An 18,112-nucleotide genomic window follows, 5' to 3' on the forward strand; every position below is an offset into this window, starting at 1 on the left:
GCCCTGTCCTAAATTTTTTTCTTTATGTTGGAAGTTTAAGGGAGAACGCGACTCAGGTCTAAACCTTATTCATGTCAAGCCTTAACTTAACTCTTGTGGATCAATATCAAGGCTCAATTTCATACCATGCGGTTTGTTATGCCAGACATTTTGCCACCACTGACGAATGTAAAAATGCATCCGCGCACGGTCTTTGGACAGTAGTACCATATGCGCTTGATAGCGGCCTGCTTTACGTTCCATCGGCGCAGGAATGGGCCCCCAAATATCAATACTGTTTTCGGAGGCTTGGCGCAGTACTTGTGCATGCTCTTGTAAAAAGCTTTGGTTCAGTTCTTGGTCTTTGGATTCACAGCGCAATAAAGCCGCATAGCGATAAGGTGGCATCCATGCAGCTTTACGCTCTTTCAACGTTTGCTTGGCAAAGCTACGATAGCCAGATTCCAGCAGGGTATTCAGCAAAGGATGATCTGGACGTAGAGTTTGTAAATAGACTTCGCCTTTTTTCTCGCCACGCCCAGCACGTCCCGCGACTTGGATGATGAGCTGTGCAGTACGTTCTGTGGCACGAAAGTCAACACTGAGTAAGCCTGAGTCAATGTCTAAAATCGCCACCAAAGTCACATAAGGAAAGTGATGTCCTTTGGCCAGCATTTGAGTACCGAGCAAAATGATGGGTTCACTTTTCTGAATCTTGTTATAGATTTTTTGCCAACTACCGACCCGACTGGTCGAGTCACGATCCACCCGAATTACATCAAAGTTGGGGAACAGTGCTTGTAGGTTTTCTTCAACTTTTGCGGTGCCTAAACCAATTGGTTTCAGTTCGCTATGCTGACATTGCGGGCAGTGTTCAGGCATGCGGTGGATGGTGCCGCAGTGGTGACAGTGCAAATGCTGGTAGGGCTGTCGATGCACGGTAAAATTGGCATCGCAATGTGGGCACTTCGCCTGCCAGCCACAACTTTCACAAATCAACACAGGCGCATAGCCGCGACGGTTTAAGAAAATCAGCACCTGTTCTTTTTTGTCTAAGCGCTTTTGTACTTCATGAATCAGCTGTTGGCTGATGCCATTTTGTTTCTGTGCCACTTTCAGATCGATCACATGCATTTTCGGCATCACGGCCACACCTGCACGTTGGTCCAACTCCAAACGGGTCATTTTACCTTGTTCAACCAATGCATAACTGTCGATACTTGGCGTTGCAGAACCGAGGATAATCGGACAGTTTTCTAAGTGTGCACGGTATAAAGCCACATCACGAGCATGGTAGCGAAAGCCTTCTTGTTGCTTGAAAGATAGATCATGCTCTTCATCTAAGACAATCAAACCCAAATGCGGAAGGGGCGTATAGATGGCAGAACGTGTGCCAATCACAATTGAGGCTTTGCCCGTTTGCGCACTTTGCCAGGCTTGAAGGCGCTTAGAATCATTTAAACCTGAATGTAGTAGCGCAATATGACAGTGAAAACGTGACTGAAAACGGCTCACTGTTTGTGGGGTGAGACCAATTTCAGGCACTAATACCAAGACCTGTTTGCCTTGTTTTAAAATCTCTTGCATGACTTGTAAATAGACTTCAGTTTTCCCACTACCGGTTAAACCATCCAGTAAGAAAGCATGGTAGCTATGACGAGCTTTGAGAATGTTTTGAATGGCACGCTTTTGTTCATCATTGGGCGTGAGGGGCATTTGCGCCAGTGTCATAACTTGCGGTTTAAAGTCTTGAGCTTCAAGTATGCACTGGGTGATTTGCTTTTTTTCTAAGGCTTTTAAGGTCGCCGTTTCAATGCCAGCCAAATTTAGAATGTTTTCAGACGTTCCTGTGGGATGCAGCTTTAAAATTTTATAGGCATCTTGTTGTTTTTCAGAACGCTTCAATTTGTCTTCGGCATGATCATCAATCAGCTTCCACATCCGCGCCAGTAAATTATAGGGTTTACCTTGGCGTAAAAAGCTGGGTAAAGCAGCATGCATCACTTCCCCAATGGGAAATTGGTAATATTGCGCTGACCATGTCAATAAACTTAAAACTTTAGCATCTAGAATAGCGCTGTCATCGAGCAACTCAGTTATGGCTTTGAGTTTAAAGCCTAAATCGAGTGGTTTCTCATCAGTGAGTTTCTCAACAATGACACCGACCACATTTTGGCGACCAAATGAGACAGCCACACGTGCACCCACTTCAGCTTGGTGGTATTGTTCAGCCGTTAAACTATAGTCAAAACAGTCATATAGATAAACGGGAACAGCCACACGAATACGGTAGCTTGGTGTTGTGGAAAGTGTAGTTTCTGGCATAAAAAGCTCAAAATGTCCTGATGAAATTGTCGTTGTGCGATGAATGAGTTGTGTTAGAGTGATGACATAATTTATAACTTAGAATATGAATGATTTTGGTGCCGACATGCAACAGCGCCAAATGACTAAATGGACAATTAGAAAGCGTAAACATGCCAGCATATCAATTTACCGCACTCGATGCCGCAGGAAAGCAGCAAAAAGGCGTGCTCGAAGGGGATTCAGCACGTCAAATTCGGCAACAACTTCGTGATAAAGCGCTGATCCCAGTCTCGGTTGATCCTGTTGAACAAAAAGATAAGCACAGCAGTAAAACATGGTTTCAAAAACAAATTACCGCCTATGATTTGGCCTTATTGACACGTCAACTTTCGGTACTTGTGGCGGCGGCCATTCCGTTGGAAGAAGCCATTCGTGCGGTTGGAAAGCAGTCAGAAAAAACACATGTACAAAATCTATTGATGTCAGTGCGTTCTAAAGTACTGGAAGGTCATTCATTGGCACAGGGTTTACAGCAATCTGGACGCTTTCCAGAGTTGTACATTGCCACGATTGCCGCTGGCGAACGTTCAGGACATTTAGACTTAATTTTAGATCAGCTGGCAGACTACACTGAAAATCGCTTTGCGATGCAAAAGAAAATCCAAGGCGCGATGATTTATCCGATTATTTTAATGCTGATGTCTTTTGCCATCGTGATGGGGCTCATGACTTATGTAGTGCCTGACATTGTCAAAACCTTTGACCAAAGCAAAGATGCCTTGCCATGGATTACCGTTGCCTTGATGAAAGCCAGCGATTTTATTCGAGTGGCATGGCCATTTTTATTGGTGGGCAGTGTACTAGGCATCGGCTTATTACTGCGATTTTTAAGAACCACAGCAGGGCATTATGCCTTTGATCGTTTAACGCTCAAACTGCCATTATTCGGTAAACTTTCACGTGGTATAAATGCCGCACGCTTTGCCAGTACCTTATCGATTTTGACCCAGTCAGGTGTGCCCTTGGTGGATGCGTTAAAAATTGGCGCGGCGGTGAGTAATAACTGGGTGATTCGCGATGCGGTCAATCATGCCGCAGAAAAAGTGACTGAAGGTGGAAACCTTGCGACCCAGCTGGAGCGCAGTGGTTATTTCCCACCGATGATGGTACAAATGATTAAAAGTGGTGAAACGTCGGGTGAATTGGATCGGATGTTGGAGCGCGCATCGACCATGCAAGACCGAGAGGTGACAACGCTCATATCGACCTTGCTGGCTTTACTGGAGCCACTGATGTTGGTTCTGATGGCAAGCATTGTCTTGGTGATTGTGATCGCCGTGATGCTACCGATCGTCAATATGAACAACATGATTTAATTTTAAAAATATAAGATGGAAGAGAAAATTCACATGCAATCAAAAATCTATAGACGCCAAGCTTCAGGCTTTACCTTAATTGAAGTCATGGTGGTGATTGTTATTTTAGGTGTATTGGCAGCCTTAATTGTACCCAATGTGATGGGACGCGGTGAAAAAGCCAAAGTGGATACCACTGTCATTACCCTTAAAGGTGTTGCTGCGGCATTGGATCAATATAAATTGGATAATGGTAAATATCCTTCGATGCAAGAGGGTGGACTCGACGCTTTGGTGAATAAGCCTGAGTCTGCAAAAAATTGGTTGCCCGGCGGTTATGTGAAAGGTGGATATCCGAAAGACAGTTGGGATAATGACATTCAATATGTTGCACCTGGGACCGATGGACGACCATTTGATTTATATTCTTTTGGCGCAGATGGACAGCAAGGTGGTGAAGAAACCGATGCTGATATTCAGTATCAACCTTAATTGAGAATTATTATATATTGGGTTTAATTGAATATATCATTACAGTGCATAGGTTATGTCAATGTGGACTGTAATGATAATACATCTTAATTTAAAATTAATATCTAAGATTATGATTTTAAATTATTAAATATAATAAGCATCAGCTGAGATTTATAATAAGAATTATTCCCATATTTATTGATTACAAATAATGTAAATTATGGATAAAAATAGGCTTTTTATTTATTTAAATCCTTGCATAATGTTCTCAATGGCAACTGATTTGCCTGAGGAGAATAGAATGAAAGCATTAACCTTGTTGGATGAAATGAGCCAATTCCATTGGTCGATGCTCAAATCTGTTCTTTTGATTCTGAGTATGCTTCCTGTTGCTCAAGGGGTTTTAAGTGTCTGGCAGTCGACTGAAGGCAGCAGCCAAATTATGGTGGGTTTCTTTGCAATCAGTCTGTTCAGCACATGGGCGGTTTTAAGCTTTTGGTCTGCGTTAAAAGCAACCGTACTCACACTCGATCAAGTACAGATTACAGCATTAGAACAAAAAGTGGTCATGTTCTACCGTTATACCCCGATGCTCTTTTTAGCTGGTATGGTGTCCTATTTGGTCAGTCAAATTTAATACTGACATTCATAGTTGTGATAAAAAAACCGAGCACATACGGTCAGTTTTTTATTGCGTCATGAAGAATGGCGGAAAGATAGGATCGCTTGTCTGTTTCGTTGTATATGATCCTAGTGTTCGCTCTCTATACTGTAGAAAATATAAATATAGAGTGAAATATGGAACAGATTGATTGGGCGGATTTTTTAAAAGTCGAGCTCCGAGTCGGGCGTATTATTCAGGCCGAAGTCTTTGAGCAAGCACGTAAGCCCGCTTATATTTTACATGTCGACTTTGGCCATGAAATTGGCATTAAGAAATCGAGTGCGCAGATTACTGAGCGTTATCAACCTGAACTGTTGTTGGGTAAATTGGTAGTGGCGGTGGTTAACTTTCCAAACAAACAAATTGGTCCCATCCAGTCTGAGTGCTTAGTGACAGGCTTTCATGATTCAGATGCAGGCGTGGTGCTGTGTGTGCCTGATACAGATGTTCCAGTAGGTACCAAGCTACTATAATTGAAAAAGAAAACCCCAAGCTCAGCTTGGGGTTTTCTTTGGAACAATCTGATCTAACAATAGCAACTATCGACGAGACTTAAATGATACATCGACTTTACGTGGACGATAGATCCAGCCCAAGATCAGTAAAAAGACTGAAAAACCTAAAATTGGCCAGTCACTTAAACGGGTATATAGCGTTTGACCTTGCATAGCAGGCAGTTCACCACGAAGCACGGTTGCCACATCTTGTGGGGCACGTTTTACGATATGCCCTTGATGGTCAATAAACGCCGTCACGCCTGTATTAGTGGCACGGATAAACCAGCGTCCATTTTCTTTGGCACGCATTTGAACCATCTGTAAATGCTGTAAAGGGCCTGCGGTTCCTGTAAACCATGCATCGTTGGAAACTGTCACCAAGAAATCACTTTGGCTGGCATTACGACGCGTCAAGTTCGGATAAGCCACTTCATAGCAAATGGCTGCGCCTAAATGCTGCTGATGAATAGAAAGCGGTTGTTGCTGTTGTTCACCACGCGAAAAACCACTCATCGACGGATCATTCTGCATGGCTGGCAAGACCCATTTCAGTAAACCAGATAGTGGAATATATTCACCAAAAGGCACTAAACGTTGCTTTTTATAGAGTCCTTCGGCTTCAGCACCATTGGCCATAATACTGTTGTAGTACAGTGGTCGACCTGCCGCTTCAGAGCCTGAAATATCCCAGTATGGAATACCGGTGACCCACGCCGTGTTGGTTTTCTTGGCCTGTGCCGTCATTGCAACTAAAAAGGGTTCGATATCACTCTGGAACATCGGAATAGAGGATTCAGGCCAAACAATGAGGTCTCGTCCCCATTCTGTTTTGGTTAAATCCGCATAGATTCCAAGTGTTTTCAGTTGATACTCAGTGAGCCATTTTAAGTCTTGTGGGATATTGCCCTGAATTAAAGAAACCGATAATGGTGGTGTATTTTTTGCGGAGACGAATTCAATTTTTGATGCGCCCCATGCGCCGAGCACCAATAAAGCAGAGGGGATGACCCAGAAGACGCGACGGTTTAAAACTTCGACCAGTGCGCAGGCCAACACCAAGACTACAAACGATACCCCGAAGATACCAAATAATGGCGCATACCCATCCAGTAAACGTTCTGTAAAGGCATAGCCTGCAAACAGCCATGGGAAGCCTGTGAAGACCCAGGTTTTTGCCCATTCAAAAAGCACCCAAAGCGGGGCGAAGGTCAGTGGCGTTTCAGGGAAAAAGCGGCGGTAAATAAAGCTTTGGACAGCCGTGAATAAGCCCATGACCAAGGCCATAATGCCGATCATGCCGACACTTAAGGCACTATTGGTATCGCCATAGACATGGATGGAAGTATAGAGCCAAAAAGCCCCCACGAACCATAGGCCAAAACCATAGGCCCAACCAATGCCAAAGGCATGCTTTGCACTGCGTTTACGTAAAGTGGCATAGAGCAGTGCAGGGGATAAGATTGCCAACCACCAATAATGATAAGGGGCGAGTGCAAAACTAAAGACAGCCCCTGAAAATAAGGCAATTAGAAGCGGATAAATTAAAGGTAACTGTTTTTGTTGTGGATTGGGGGTTAACAGTTTGTCAAAGTAAGCTCTCATTTACGAACGGCTCGAATCAGATGAATAGAACGTGCATCTGCTTCTACAATGGTAAATTCCCAATTTTCAAGATCAATCACCTGACCTTGTAAATCACTCACTAAACCAATTTCTTGAAGCAATAAACCGCCCACAGTTTCAACCTCATCATCAGAAAAGTCTGCATCTAAAAGATTGTTAAAGTGTTCGATTGGTGTAAGTGCTTGAACCAGCCACGTATTTGCGGTCGTTGGGTCATTGTCGGGAATAATATATTCAGCTTCCTCATCGATCTTGTCGTGTTCATCTTCAATTTCACCGACGATCTCTTCCAAAATATCTTCTAGCGTCACTAAACCTGAGGTCGTGCCATATTCATCAATTACCACTGCAATGTGCGTTTGGGTATTTTTCAACATGCGAAGTACTTGGTCTGAGCGTGCGCTTTCAGGGACATATAAAGGTTGGCGCATCAGCGCACGTATATCCACTTTATTGTTTGGTTCAGTCAAAAAAGGCAATAAGTCCTTGGCTAATAAAATGCCCACGACATTGTCTGGTTGATCGGATGAAAAGACAGGGAAACGTGAATGTGCCGACTCAACCAAGGTATGCAAAATGTCGAGTAACTCATCATCTTCTTGTAGGCTGATCATCGATGTACGCGGTGTCATGACCTCGCGGACTTTGGTTGCTGGAAGGTCTAATACGCCTTCTAACATCGCAACAGTGTCGGGTTCTAAAAAACGACGTGAATCTTGAACTAACTTTAACAGTTCATCGCGAGTTTCTGGCGCGGTACCTAACCATTTGCGTAAGCCACGCATTCCCCACGACGGGCCTGATTCCTCGTGCATGATCTTTCCTAAAGACTCTTAATATCTAAAAAACTTAATTTTATCATACCGTAGAAAACACAGTTGTCTATTGTAATTAAGCAAGGATTGCATGAATGCTTAGATCAATACTTTTAAATACGAGGTTCATCTGCCATCAAGCTATGCAAACAGATATGCGAAATGGGCAGTTGTGTTAAAATTGGCAAGTTTTTAAATTTTTGAGTTTATATATGTCTGATTTGGAAGTGAGCCCAAGCATCCAATTAAACACCCGTGGTTTACGCTGTCCAGAGCCTGTGATGATGTTGCATCAAGCCATTCGCAAGTCTAAATCGGGAGATGTAGTGGAGGTGTTTGCAACGGACAATTCAACTTCATGGGATATTCCGAAATTTTGTATGCATCTTGGGCATGAACTTTTGCTGCAAGAAGAGCGCTTAGACGAAAACGGCAATAAAGAATTTCATTATTTAGTTAAAAAAGGTTAGGACATTTGTCTTAGCCTTTTAAAATGTACTTGAGTAAAGAAAAAGAAATCAAGTTCATCCAAGGAAATCAGAATGAAAAGAATAAATGTGTTCTTATGGGCTCATATTTTTGCATTATTTTGTTCAATTTCTTGGGCAAAATCTTGTGAAGTTCCTGTAGGTACGATGAATGTTGCAGGTTTAAAAATTGGACAGCATATTCGTGAATTTCAACAGCATCATCCCACCGCAAAAACGGTTATTTTAGGGGGCGATAATTATCAGTTTGAATTTGCACAAGGTGTAGATACACAAATTAAAAAAGCTGGTGTGAGCTGGGTTCAGCATATTCGTTACGATCCGCATTCTAAAATGATTATTTCATACAGTTTAAGTTTTCTAGATGGGCCACTTGCGACGTATGAAACCGATTTAGATGTTTTTAAAAGTCGAGTATTAAAACGCTTTCGGGTGGCGCAAAACGGTTGGAAACAAGCTGAAAATAAATATGTCTATCAGTGTGCCGATTATCGGATTGAAATTTATCAAGATCATGGGGTTGGACAGTAAGCGTCCGCTGAACCCCATGTCTATTTTTTAATTTGAGTTGGATTTCCAGCGGTGTGGTAGCAATTCTTCTATTTGGGTCACTTTATGGGTCGGCAATCTTTTCAGCACATCACTTAAATAGGCATACGGATCCAGCCCATTCAGCTTTGCTGACTGGATTAAAGTCATGATGTTTGCCGCTCGCTGACCACTACGCAGCGAACCTGCAAATAACCAGTTCTTACGTCCCAACGCCCAAGGCCGCACCTGGTTTTCCACCCAATTATTGCAAATCGGTAGATTGCCATCATCCAGATAGCGGCTTAAAGCTGGCCAACGCTTCAGAGTGTAATTGATGGCCTTGGCGGTTGGAGAACTCGATGGCACCGTCAGTTGATGCTGGTTGAGCCATTCATACAGTTGTTGCATCACCGGTTGACTATGCTGTTGTCGGTATTCGCGGCGCTGTTCTGCTGTACCATCGGTCTTTCTCCTGAGTTCTGCTTCTATGGCATACAGTTTCTGAATCAGCACTAAGGCCTGTTCAGCGACCTGACTTTTCTTGGTCACATGCAGTTCATGGAATTTACGACGAGCATGCGCCATGCAGCCCACCTCAATGACTTGGCCTGATTTAAAGCGTGCTTTATAACCACTGTAATCATCACAGACCAGATGGCCCTGCCAGTCTTTCAGGAACGCTTCAGCATGCTGGCCTGAACGACTATCCTGAAAGTCATAAATCACGGCTTGAATTGGATTATATTGGGTTGTTGCATAGGCCCAGACATAACCTTTCTTCGGTTTTTTCTCATCATCACCCATCCGCATGATGGTGACCGGCGTTTCATCGGCATGGATCACCCGCTGTTGCAGCACCACCTCTTTTAAAGCATTGGCCAGAGGTTCCAGTTCTACACCGCAGCGACCTATCCAGTCAGATAAAGTTGATCTAGAAAGCTCGATTCCCGCCCGCTGATAGATCAGACGTTGACGGTACAGCGGTAAATGATCTGCGTATTTCGAGACCAACACATGGCTAAGCAGTTCAGGACTGGCAATGCCTTTATCAATCAAATAGGCGGGCATCGCTTGCTGAGTCAGTGTGTCACACTGATCACAGACCCATTTGCCACGCACATGCTGTTCCTTATAGAACTGTGCCGGTCTGAAATGTAGTTTTTCACTGATATCTTCGCCGATACGACGCAAGGTGCAGCCACAAGCACATTGGGTTGATGTTGGTTCATGCTCGATACGGATGGTGTGTAGATGATCGGGCAGCAGTCGACGTTTAGGTTTGTTGACTGTGGCTTTGTGTGTCGCTGCATCAGTTTTATCTGCATTCAGCCGTTCCAGTTCCAGATCAACAGCGGCAATATCTTCTTCGACCGCTTCATCCCACAGATGGATTTGTTTTGCGGTGAGATGTTCGTTTTTACTGCCAAATTTGTGCTGTTTAAATAGTGCGAGCTCATGCTCGTATTTTTGCGTGAGAATGGAAAGATGTTGAACTTGAGCATCTAATTGCAGATTGGATACTTCAAGATGCTGAACTTTGGCATCTAATTGCTGGTTTGATTGTGCCAGAGACTGATGTTGCATTGCCAACTGTCTAGTAAATTCCAGCAGTTGTTCATGGGTCAGTTGGCTTAAATCAGGCAGTGTATTCATGACCGCAGTATGCCTGAGGTCATGAGAAGAATGAAATAGAACGTTTGGAGAATAGCAGAATGGACCAAGCTAGTTTAGAGCATTGTGACCACTTGCTGTCGTCCAATGCGCTGCCAAGGCAAACCCTGGATCAGTGCCTGTAACTGTTCTGGACTGAGTGCCAGGGTTTCACCCTGATGAACTTTAGCCCAGTGAAATTTGCCCTGTTCCAACCGCCGAGCACACAGCCAGATCCCCAGTCCATCATGTACCAGCACTTTCATGCGATGGCCACGTTTATTACAGAACAGGTAAGCACAATGCGGTTTAATGTAGCCAAAGGCTCTCACCACCTGAGCCATGGCCGTATCCATACCTGCACGCATGTCCATGGGCTGGGTAGACAACCAGATTTCATCGATACGGATCATGTTGTAAGTGCCTTGAGTAATTCTGCTAAAGCAGATATTTCTGATACTTGCCATTTCAAGCCAATTTCTGCTTTTGAGTGGGGTAAAGTAATTTGAACCGTTAACATGCCAGTAGAAATAGGATCTAATGGTGCAGAGCAAGATAAGGCAATAAATGCAGGTTTATTCGGTAGTAGTGAGCGATCATTCCCTGGCTTAGCATCAATTAAGCGAATCCATTTGGATACAAGATGTGTATTCAATCCATGTTGAAAAGCGACCGAAGCAATTGAAACCTCCGATGCTTTACACGCCTGAACGATCTGCTGTTTAAATTCAGCACTATATGTTCTTCGTATTATCGTAAGAGATGCGATGTATGTCTGGTTATTTGTAGTCATAAATTTAAGTTCCCACTTGTTTTTAAGTGAGGACTAAATTAAGGCTTATAGGACGAATTCATAAGATGTGTTCAGCGGACGCTTACGTTGGACATACCGCGATAGGGCCAACAGTGATGGTTTTTAGCAAAAAGTCAGATGCCTATTAATTAAAAAAAATCCCTTCAGTGCTGAAGGGATTTTTTAATCTAAAAGCGATTACTTACTCGGAAATGCGCCTCAGCGCAAGCCCGTTTTAACATTACATGTTCGGTTATGCGACACGGTTAGCAAAGCAACTGCTTTGCCGTGTCGCAAGGAATTACATATTAGGGTAATTCGGACCACCACCACCCTCAGGCGTTACCCAAGTAATGTTCTGAGATGGATCTTTAATATCACACGTTTTACAGTGCACACAGTTAGCTGCGTTAATTTGGAAACGCTTCGAACCATCGTTCTCTTCCATAATTTCATAAACACCCGCAGGGCAGTAGCGCTGAGCTGGCTCGTCCCATTTTGGTAGGTTTACATTCACAGGAATAGACGCATCAGTCAGTTTCAAGTGTGCTGGCTGATTTTCTTCATGCACCGTATTCGATACAAATACTGAAGATAAACGGTCAAAGGTCAACTTACCATCTGGTTTTGGATAGTTCGGTTTCACTGTTGCTGCATCTACAGTTTTCAGTGTGCTGAAGTCAGGTACTAAGTCATGCAGTGTAAACGGGACTTTAAACACATTTTGGTCGATGAAGTTAAATGCACCACCACCGAACGTGCCAAATTTGTGCATTGCTGGACCAAAGTTACGAGAACGATATAACTCTTCTTTTAACCAGCTGTTGTTGAACTTGTCTGTGTAAGCTGTTAACTCTTTTGCAAAGAAGTCTTCACCTTCAAGCACACGTGCAATGGCAAGGTCACCACCTTTTTCAACGCCTGCTTGAATCGCTTCGAATACCGCTTCGCCACACAACATGCCAGATTTCATGGCCGTATGTGAGCCTTTAATTTTAGCGAAGTTTAGGAAGCCTGCATCATCACCAATTAAAGAGCCACCTGGGAAGGTAAACTTCGGCAGTGAGTTGAAACCACCTTTGACAACAGCACGTGCGCCATAAGAAATACGCTTACCACCTTCAAGATACTGCTTAATCAGTGGGTGTGTTTTCCAGCGTTGCATTTCTGCAAATGGATACATGTGTGGGTTTTCGTAAGATAAATCCACGATCATACCCAAAGTAACTTGGTTGTTTTCAGCGTGATATAACCACCAACCACCAGAAGAACCTGTTTCAGCTAGAGGCCAACCTGCACCGTGCATCACCAAACCTGGCTTGTGTTTTGCAGGGTCAATTTCCCATAGTTCTTTGATGCCGATACCATAGTGTTGCGGGTCTGCATCTTTATCTAGATCGAACTTGGCAATCAGGCGTTTACCTAAATGACCACGGCAGCCTTCCGCAAAAATCGTATATTTGGCATGTAGTTCATAGCCCGGGGTAAAGTTATGTGTTGGTTCACCATCTTTACCAATCCCCATATCACCGGTTTGGATACCTTTAACCGTACCATCGGCATGATAAAGAATTTCAGACGCAGCAAAACCTGGGAAAATAGAAACTTCTAATTCTTCAGCTTTTTGACCTAACCAACGCACCACGTTACCGAGTGAAATCACATAGTTGCCATCATTATGCATGGTTTTAGGAACCATCCAGTGCGGCGCTTCTTGTGACTTTTCAGCAGACATTAGGAAATACGTTTTATCTTCAGTTACTGGAACATTTAAAGGCGCGCCTTCTTCTTTCCAGTTTGGGAACAACTCATTGATCGCACGCGGTTCGAGCACAGCACCTGAAAGGATATGCGCACCAACTTCAGAGCCTTTTTCTACGACACAAACGGACAGATCATTAAGGTTGTTTTCAATTGCAAGTTGACGAATTTTAATCGCAGCAGAAAGGCCAGCAGGGCCTGCGCCAACGATGACTACGTCAAACTCCATCGATTCACGTTCGATGTGTTCCATGTAGGACTCCTCATATGGTTAAAGGTGGCAACCGTTTTGACTCAAAGAACGGTGCTGCCATGAGTGTTCTTAGTTCCCAGACACAAAATTTATCATCGTGTCTTTTATATTGTGAGCTAGTATAGGTTTAAACCGAGTTCTAGCCAATTGGCTGAATCATATTATTTTTCCGTCAGACAGGCATGAATTTTATGGATAAGCAGCACAACTCAGCAAATCCGACGAAAAAAGTAGCTATTGCTGATAATAAAAACTTAACTGATATTGCACAATACATAAAAGATGGACAGTCCAGTCACAAAAGGTCAATCCCCCCTTTAGATCAATGGCACCCAAAGCATTGTGGCGCAATGGATTTGAAGGTTTTAGCCAATGGAGAATGGTGGCACGAAGGTCAATTGATCAAACGTCCAGCCATGATCGAGCTGTTTGCAACGGTACTTTGGAAAGAGGACGGAAAATTTTATCTCAAAACTCCTGTCGAGCAGATTGAAATCGAGGTTGAAGATGAACCTTTATTTGTCAATCAAGTCGAGCAAGTCGAAATTGCAGGAAAAATCTACCTACAACTGACCACGACCACGCATGATGTGGTGATTGTTGATGAAGACCATCCCATTTTTATGCGTGCCTTCCAAGGGGAGCTACGTCCTTATGTGCATGTTCGTTTTGGCATCAATGCACTGATTCAGCGTGCTGCTTTTTTTCATTTGGTGGAAATGGGTGAGCTAAGCGACGATGCGGCGGGTCAGGTCAAACTGTGCTTACAAAGTGGTGATTTGCTATTGCAATTAGGCACCTGAGGTTTAAGCTTGATTGATCTTTTAACTTTATACTGCAACGAGTCCCCATGAGTGCCATTCAGCCCTTATTTCCTCTGATCAACCCTATGCCAAAAGCGACAGCCAATGCGCCAATCGGGATATTTGATTCGGGGATAGGCGGCTTATCCATCGCTCAAGAAATTGCCAAGCATTTACCGCATGAACGATTTATTTATTTTGCCGATACCGCACATGTGCCTTATGGGCCACGCAATGATCAAAATATCCGAGAATTGACTGCACAAGCGATTGAGTGGCTTTACCGCAAAGGCTGTAAGGTTGCAGTTGTGGCGTGTAATACCGCTTCAGCCTTTAGTTTGGATTATTTACGCGAGCACTATGGCGACAATTTCCCTATTATCGGCCTTGTTCCGGCCCTAAAACCTGCGGTATTGCAAAGCAAATCCAAAACCGTAGCTGTACTAGCAACCCCAGCGACCTTTCGCGGGCAGCTGATTAAAGATGTGGTTGATAAGTTTGCACAGCCTTCGGGAGTCACTGTGATTCCAGTGACCTGCTTAGATTTAGTACCTTTTGTTGAAAGCGGCGCACAGATGAGTGCGGCATGTTTAGCCACGTTAAAAGATATTTTACAACCGGTTGTTGATCAGGGTGCAGATTACTTAGTTTTAGGCTGTACCCATTACCCTTTTTTGAAAATAGCGATACAATCTATTTTTGGTCAGAAACTGACATTAATTGACTCTGGACTGGCAGTTGCACGACAAACAGCCCGTATTTTAATCAAAAATGAGTTATTATTTGAACAAAATCATGATGGTGATGTTCGAATTGAATGTTATGTCAGTGGAAATAATGCAGAAAGTTTGAGACCTATCTTACAACTTTTGCTTGAACCAGAACTAAATTGGACTATTTCAAACATATCTGATTAATTTTTAAACAAATAAGTCCAGTATTTTGATATATAGTCAAAAATTGCAACCTAATATGCTTGAGTTAGTCGCAGTGTCTATCTAATGGAATTTGGGGGATGGGATGCTGCGAAGAATAATGAGGATAACCGATGCTCGATAAGCGTTATCAAGTGTTTATAACCACTTCTGGAAGCGAGATGCAGCCAGAGCGGATCATTTTGGCCCAAACTTTAGTGGGCATGGGATTTTTTTCTTGGGGATTAGAGCAACGGACACCACTTTCAACGGCTTTTGCACGTCGTCAGATCGATGACTGTGACTATGTCATATTGTTGCTGGGCAGCAAATATGGCGAACAGTCCGTGTCAGGGGTGGGATATATGCACCTTGAATACATTTATGCGGTCACCAAACAAAAGCCGATTATTGTATTTATGCATGATGATCCCGATGCCCGTGAGTTATGTTTACATGACGACAAAGCTGAGCTGCGTGAAAAATTCAAAGAGTTTAGAAAACTGCTGCAAAACGAAGTCGATCAGGTTTTCACTTATCGCACTATGCGTGACTTGGAAATGGCCGTTCGCTTGAATATGACGCAAATGCTAGAGCGCTATCCTGTGTCCGGTTGGGTACGTCCGCAGAACACCCAAGTGTTGCATGACGAAATAGATAAACTCAAAGCCAAACTGGTGCAACTTGAAACTGAAGCGGGTAAACGCGAAGTTGATCCATTTTTGTCTCTACCCAAAGTGGCTATGCATGAGTTTTTTGCATTTGATTATCGGATGCATGCCTATCAAGATGGCAATTTTAAAGAGCTTAAAATTCAAAAGCAGATGACTTGGGCGCAGTTACTCTCGGTTTTGGGGACAACCTTTATTCACCCAACTCCTGAAGAGTATTTTTCCAAACGCATTAATGAATATTTAAACGAAACTGGTTTAAATGATGCACGCTTAGAAATGCCTCGTGCCCATGCTGTTGCGCGCTCACAAATTAATATTCGTGCTTTGCACAGTATCAAAATGCAAATGCGTCAAAATGATTGGATTGTTCAGTCGGGTCGAGATGATCGTCAGCGCATGCTCTGGCAGTTGACCCCGAAGGCGATGAAACTTTTGGAGAGTAATTTATTGGAAAAGGATCGGCCTTTTCAATTTCAATCTTCGTAGTTATCCATTTAGATAATGAACTGAAAACTGTTACAGTAGAGACATTCGAAAACGAGCCACGAGGGTTGAATGTCTACTGCAACAAAAGCAAAAGTTACTGTTATTTTGGCAAATTTGGGAACGCCTGATGCACCGACAGCTTCAGCAGTGCGTCGCTTTTTGGATCAGTTTTTGTCAGACCAGCGGGTGATTGAAATTCCCAAACCGCTTTGGCAAATTATTCTCCGTTTATTTATTTTGCCGTTTCGCCCGAAACGCGTTGCCCATGCTTATGAGATGGTGTGGGGCAGCGATTCTCCAATGCGAGAAATTTTGCTGACTCAAGTGGCCGCGTTACAACAGCAGTTGATTTTGCAATACCCTGAGTTTGAGCTGAATATCGTCCCTGCGATGACCTATGGTAATCCAGGCATTCAGCCCTTGCTTGCTGAGTTGAGTCAAAAGCCGCAAGATCACATCGTCCTTTTTCCTTTGTTTCCGCAGTACTCTGCGACATCTAGCGCGCCCTTATATGATGCTTTCGCGAAGTGGATTCCAAAGCAGCGTAATTTGCCGGGGCTGAGCATTATTCGTGATTATTATCAGCACCCTTTATACATTCAGGCATTGGCGCAAAGTGTGCGCGATTTCCGTGCTGAACATGGGGTGAGTGAAAAGCTGTTAATGTCTTTCCATGGTATTCCACAGCCTTATGCCGATAAAGGTGATCCCTATGCCGACCGTTGCCGTATCACAGGACAGTTGGTGGCAGCCGAATTGGGCCTAGCGGAAGATGAATGGGCAATCAGTTTCCAGTCTCGTTTTGGGAAACAAGAGTGGGTGAAACCGTATACCGATGCCTTACTGGCCGAATGGGCGGCGCAGGGGGTGAAATCGGTACAAATTATGAGTCCTGCGTTTTCAGCGGATTGCTTAGAAACTTTAGAGGAACTGGCGATCCAGAATGCTGAATTGTTTTTGTCTCAAGGTGGAGAGCGGTATCAATATATTCCAGCCTTGAACAGCCGCGGAGATCATTTGCAATTGCTCAATACGCTGGTTCAGGCTAATCTTGATGCCTTAAAACAGACATTAGCCAGCAAAACGAATTGAGGTTGACACTCTATGTTGCAAGTTAAAATTGTGCCTGTAACGGCATTTCAGCAGAACTGTTCCATTGTTTGGGACAGTGACAGTAAAGAAGCAATTTTAATTGATGCAGGTGGGGAGCCTGAGAAGCTTAAAGCAGAAATTGAAGCGTTGGGTTTGACAGTAAAAGCGCTTTGGTTGACGCACGGACATTTAGATCATGCTGGAGCAGTCGGGGCATTAAAAAAACTGTGGGATGTCCCTGTGATTGGCCCGCATAAAGAAGATGCCTTTTGGTTGGATATGATCCAAGAAGTCTCGCAGCGTTATGGTTTTCCTGTTCCTGAAAAGGTGGATGTCACGACATGGCTAGAAGGTGGTGAAGTCCTTAAACTGGGCAATGAAGCGTTTGAAGTACGTTTTGCCCCTGGACATACCCCAGGTCATGTGATGTTTTATAACAAAAACTATGGTCTGCTTTGGACCGGTGACGTGTTGTTTAAAGGCTCCATTGGTCGTACCGACTTTCCGCGTGGCAATCATCAGCAGCTGATTGACTCTATTCAGCGTGAATGCTTTAGTTTACCCGATGAGACGCAGTTCATTTCAGGACATGGTCCAATCAGTACCATTGGTTTTGAAAAACAACATAACCCCTTTGTGGCAGGAAAAGCAGGCTAAACGCTTTGAGGTCTCATTAAAAAATAAAAAAGTCAGCAGGTGCTGACTTTTTTATTTGCGAAATGGATTATTCAAAATGTGCTGAGTTTCAAGAGCAAACACGATGGAGAATAAGGTCACTAATAGTCCAACCGATAGGATCAACAGATCTTGCATATAGATGCCAAAACTGCATAGACAGATCGCAAGTAAAACGCCAATTAAAACAATAGTCTTACTCAGGATGTTCATCTTATCCTCCTTTAGGATGTTATTTTTGTGACTTGATCATGCTGTGAGCATGTATCAATTTTGGG

General features: G+C 43.6%; 19 protein-coding genes. 11 read left to right on the plus strand and 8 right to left on the minus strand.

What is annotated here, in order from left to right; all coding sequences use genetic code 11:
• Positions 1-81 precede the first annotated feature (81 nt).
• The gene (locus HUK62_RS03185) at positions 82-2,304 is read right to left on the minus strand and encodes a primosomal protein N' (protein ID WP_176537071.1); all 2,223 of its coding nucleotides are present in this window, start codon (positions 2,302-2,304) and stop codon (positions 82-84) included.
• Positions 2,305-2,456: 152 nt separating this feature from the next.
• Between HUK62_RS03185 and gspF the strand changes: the two genes are divergently transcribed.
• From gspF to HUK62_RS03205, 4 genes are all read left to right on the plus strand, one after another.
• Positions 2,457-3,662, plus strand: coding sequence for a type II secretion system inner membrane protein GspF (gene gspF, locus HUK62_RS03190; protein ID WP_058868820.1), 1,206 nt, complete (start codon positions 2,457-2,459; stop codon positions 3,660-3,662).
• Positions 3,663-3,695: 33 nt separating this feature from the next.
• Positions 3,696-4,133, plus strand: coding sequence for a type II secretion system major pseudopilin GspG (gspG, locus tag HUK62_RS03195; protein WP_010325797.1), 438 nt, complete (start codon positions 3,696-3,698; stop codon positions 4,131-4,133).
• Between the two features lie 283 nt (positions 4,134-4,416).
• The gene (locus HUK62_RS03200; protein WP_004978824.1) at positions 4,417-4,752 is read left to right on the plus strand and encodes a hypothetical protein; all 336 of its coding nucleotides are present in this window, start codon (positions 4,417-4,419) and stop codon (positions 4,750-4,752) included.
• A gap of 161 nt (positions 4,753-4,913) precedes the next feature.
• Positions 4,914-5,252, plus strand: a complete 339-nt coding sequence (locus HUK62_RS03205) for a tRNA-binding protein (RefSeq protein WP_004978826.1) — start codon at positions 4,914-4,916, stop codon at positions 5,250-5,252.
• Positions 5,253-5,318: 66 nt separating this feature from the next.
• Here the strand turns inward: HUK62_RS03205 and lnt are convergent, their stop codons facing one another.
• Together lnt and HUK62_RS03215 are read right to left on the minus strand one after the other, a co-directional pair.
• Entirely contained in the window at positions 5,319-6,878 is a 1,560-nt protein-coding gene (gene lnt / locus HUK62_RS03210; protein ID WP_176537072.1) for an apolipoprotein N-acyltransferase, read from the minus strand.
• Entirely contained in the window at positions 6,875-7,714 is an 840-nt protein-coding gene (locus tag HUK62_RS03215) for a CBS domain-containing protein (protein ID WP_004978829.1), read from the minus strand. The genes lnt and HUK62_RS03215 overlap by 4 nt, the downstream gene beginning before the upstream one ends.
• Before the next feature lie 212 nt (positions 7,715-7,926).
• Here HUK62_RS03215 and tusA point away from each other — a divergent pair, with 212 nt between their 5' ends.
• Entirely contained in the window at positions 7,927-8,184 is a 258-nt protein-coding gene (tusA, locus tag HUK62_RS03220; protein WP_004692640.1) for a sulfurtransferase TusA, read from the plus strand.
• Positions 8,185-8,256: 72 nt separating this feature from the next.
• On the plus strand, positions 8,257-8,733 hold the full coding sequence (locus tag HUK62_RS03225) for a hypothetical protein (protein WP_176537073.1): 477 nt from the start codon (positions 8,257-8,259) through the stop codon (positions 8,731-8,733).
• A 27-nt stretch (positions 8,734-8,760) separates the two neighbouring features.
• Here HUK62_RS03225 and HUK62_RS03230 read toward each other — a convergent pair whose 3' ends face one another.
• The 4 genes from HUK62_RS03230 to HUK62_RS03245 form a co-directional block, all read right to left on the minus strand.
• The gene (locus tag HUK62_RS03230) at positions 8,761-10,386 is read right to left on the minus strand and encodes an IS66 family transposase (protein WP_151829928.1); all 1,626 of its coding nucleotides are present in this window, start codon (positions 10,384-10,386) and stop codon (positions 8,761-8,763) included.
• A gap of 74 nt (positions 10,387-10,460) precedes the next feature.
• Entirely contained in the window at positions 10,461-10,796 is a 336-nt protein-coding gene (tnpB, locus tag HUK62_RS03235) for an IS66 family insertion sequence element accessory protein TnpB (protein WP_058951667.1), read from the minus strand.
• Positions 10,793-11,176 carry a transposase gene (locus HUK62_RS03240; protein WP_151829929.1) on the minus strand — a complete coding sequence of 128 codons (384 nt, stop codon included), beginning with the start codon at positions 11,174-11,176 and terminating at the stop codon, positions 10,793-10,795. Before HUK62_RS03240 ends, tnpB begins: the two co-directional genes overlap by 4 nt.
• Before the next feature lie 301 nt (positions 11,177-11,477).
• Positions 11,478-13,190 carry an electron transfer flavoprotein-ubiquinone oxidoreductase gene (locus HUK62_RS03245; RefSeq protein ID WP_004692627.1) on the minus strand — a complete coding sequence of 571 codons (1,713 nt, stop codon included), beginning with the start codon at positions 13,188-13,190 and terminating at the stop codon, positions 11,478-11,480.
• A gap of 191 nt (positions 13,191-13,381) precedes the next feature.
• Here HUK62_RS03245 and HUK62_RS03250 point away from each other — a divergent pair, with 191 nt between their 5' ends.
• The 5 genes from HUK62_RS03250 (at position 13,382) to HUK62_RS03270 (ending at position 17,816) form a co-directional block, all read left to right on the plus strand.
• On the plus strand, positions 13,382-13,993 hold the full coding sequence (locus HUK62_RS03250; RefSeq protein WP_176537074.1) for a DUF1285 domain-containing protein: 612 nt from the start codon (positions 13,382-13,384) through the stop codon (positions 13,991-13,993).
• Positions 13,994-14,040: 47 nt separating this feature from the next.
• The gene (murI, locus tag HUK62_RS03255) at positions 14,041-14,910 is read left to right on the plus strand and encodes a glutamate racemase (protein ID WP_058868829.1); all 870 of its coding nucleotides are present in this window, start codon (positions 14,041-14,043) and stop codon (positions 14,908-14,910) included.
• Positions 14,911-15,041: 131 nt separating this feature from the next.
• Positions 15,042-16,067 carry a DUF4062 domain-containing protein gene (locus HUK62_RS03260; protein ID WP_004692624.1) on the plus strand — a complete coding sequence of 342 codons (1,026 nt, stop codon included), beginning with the start codon at positions 15,042-15,044 and terminating at the stop codon, positions 16,065-16,067.
• A gap of 69 nt (positions 16,068-16,136) precedes the next feature.
• On the plus strand, positions 16,137-17,159 hold the full coding sequence (hemH, locus tag HUK62_RS03265; protein ID WP_176537075.1) for a ferrochelatase: 1,023 nt from the start codon (positions 16,137-16,139) through the stop codon (positions 17,157-17,159).
• Positions 17,160-17,171: 12 nt separating this feature from the next.
• On the plus strand, positions 17,172-17,816 hold the full coding sequence (locus tag HUK62_RS03270) for an MBL fold metallo-hydrolase (protein WP_078425275.1): 645 nt from the start codon (positions 17,172-17,174) through the stop codon (positions 17,814-17,816).
• Positions 17,817-17,867: 51 nt separating this feature from the next.
• Here HUK62_RS03270 and HUK62_RS03275 read toward each other — a convergent pair whose 3' ends face one another.
• A complete protein-coding gene (locus HUK62_RS03275; RefSeq protein ID WP_176537076.1) occupies positions 17,868-18,047 on the minus strand; it encodes a hypothetical protein in 180 nt (59 codons plus the stop codon).
• Between the last annotated feature and the right edge of the window lie 65 nt (positions 18,048-18,112).

Source organism: Acinetobacter sp. NEB 394, from assembly GCF_013374795.1.
GTDB lineage: Bacteria > Pseudomonadota > Gammaproteobacteria > Pseudomonadales > Moraxellaceae > Acinetobacter > Acinetobacter johnsonii.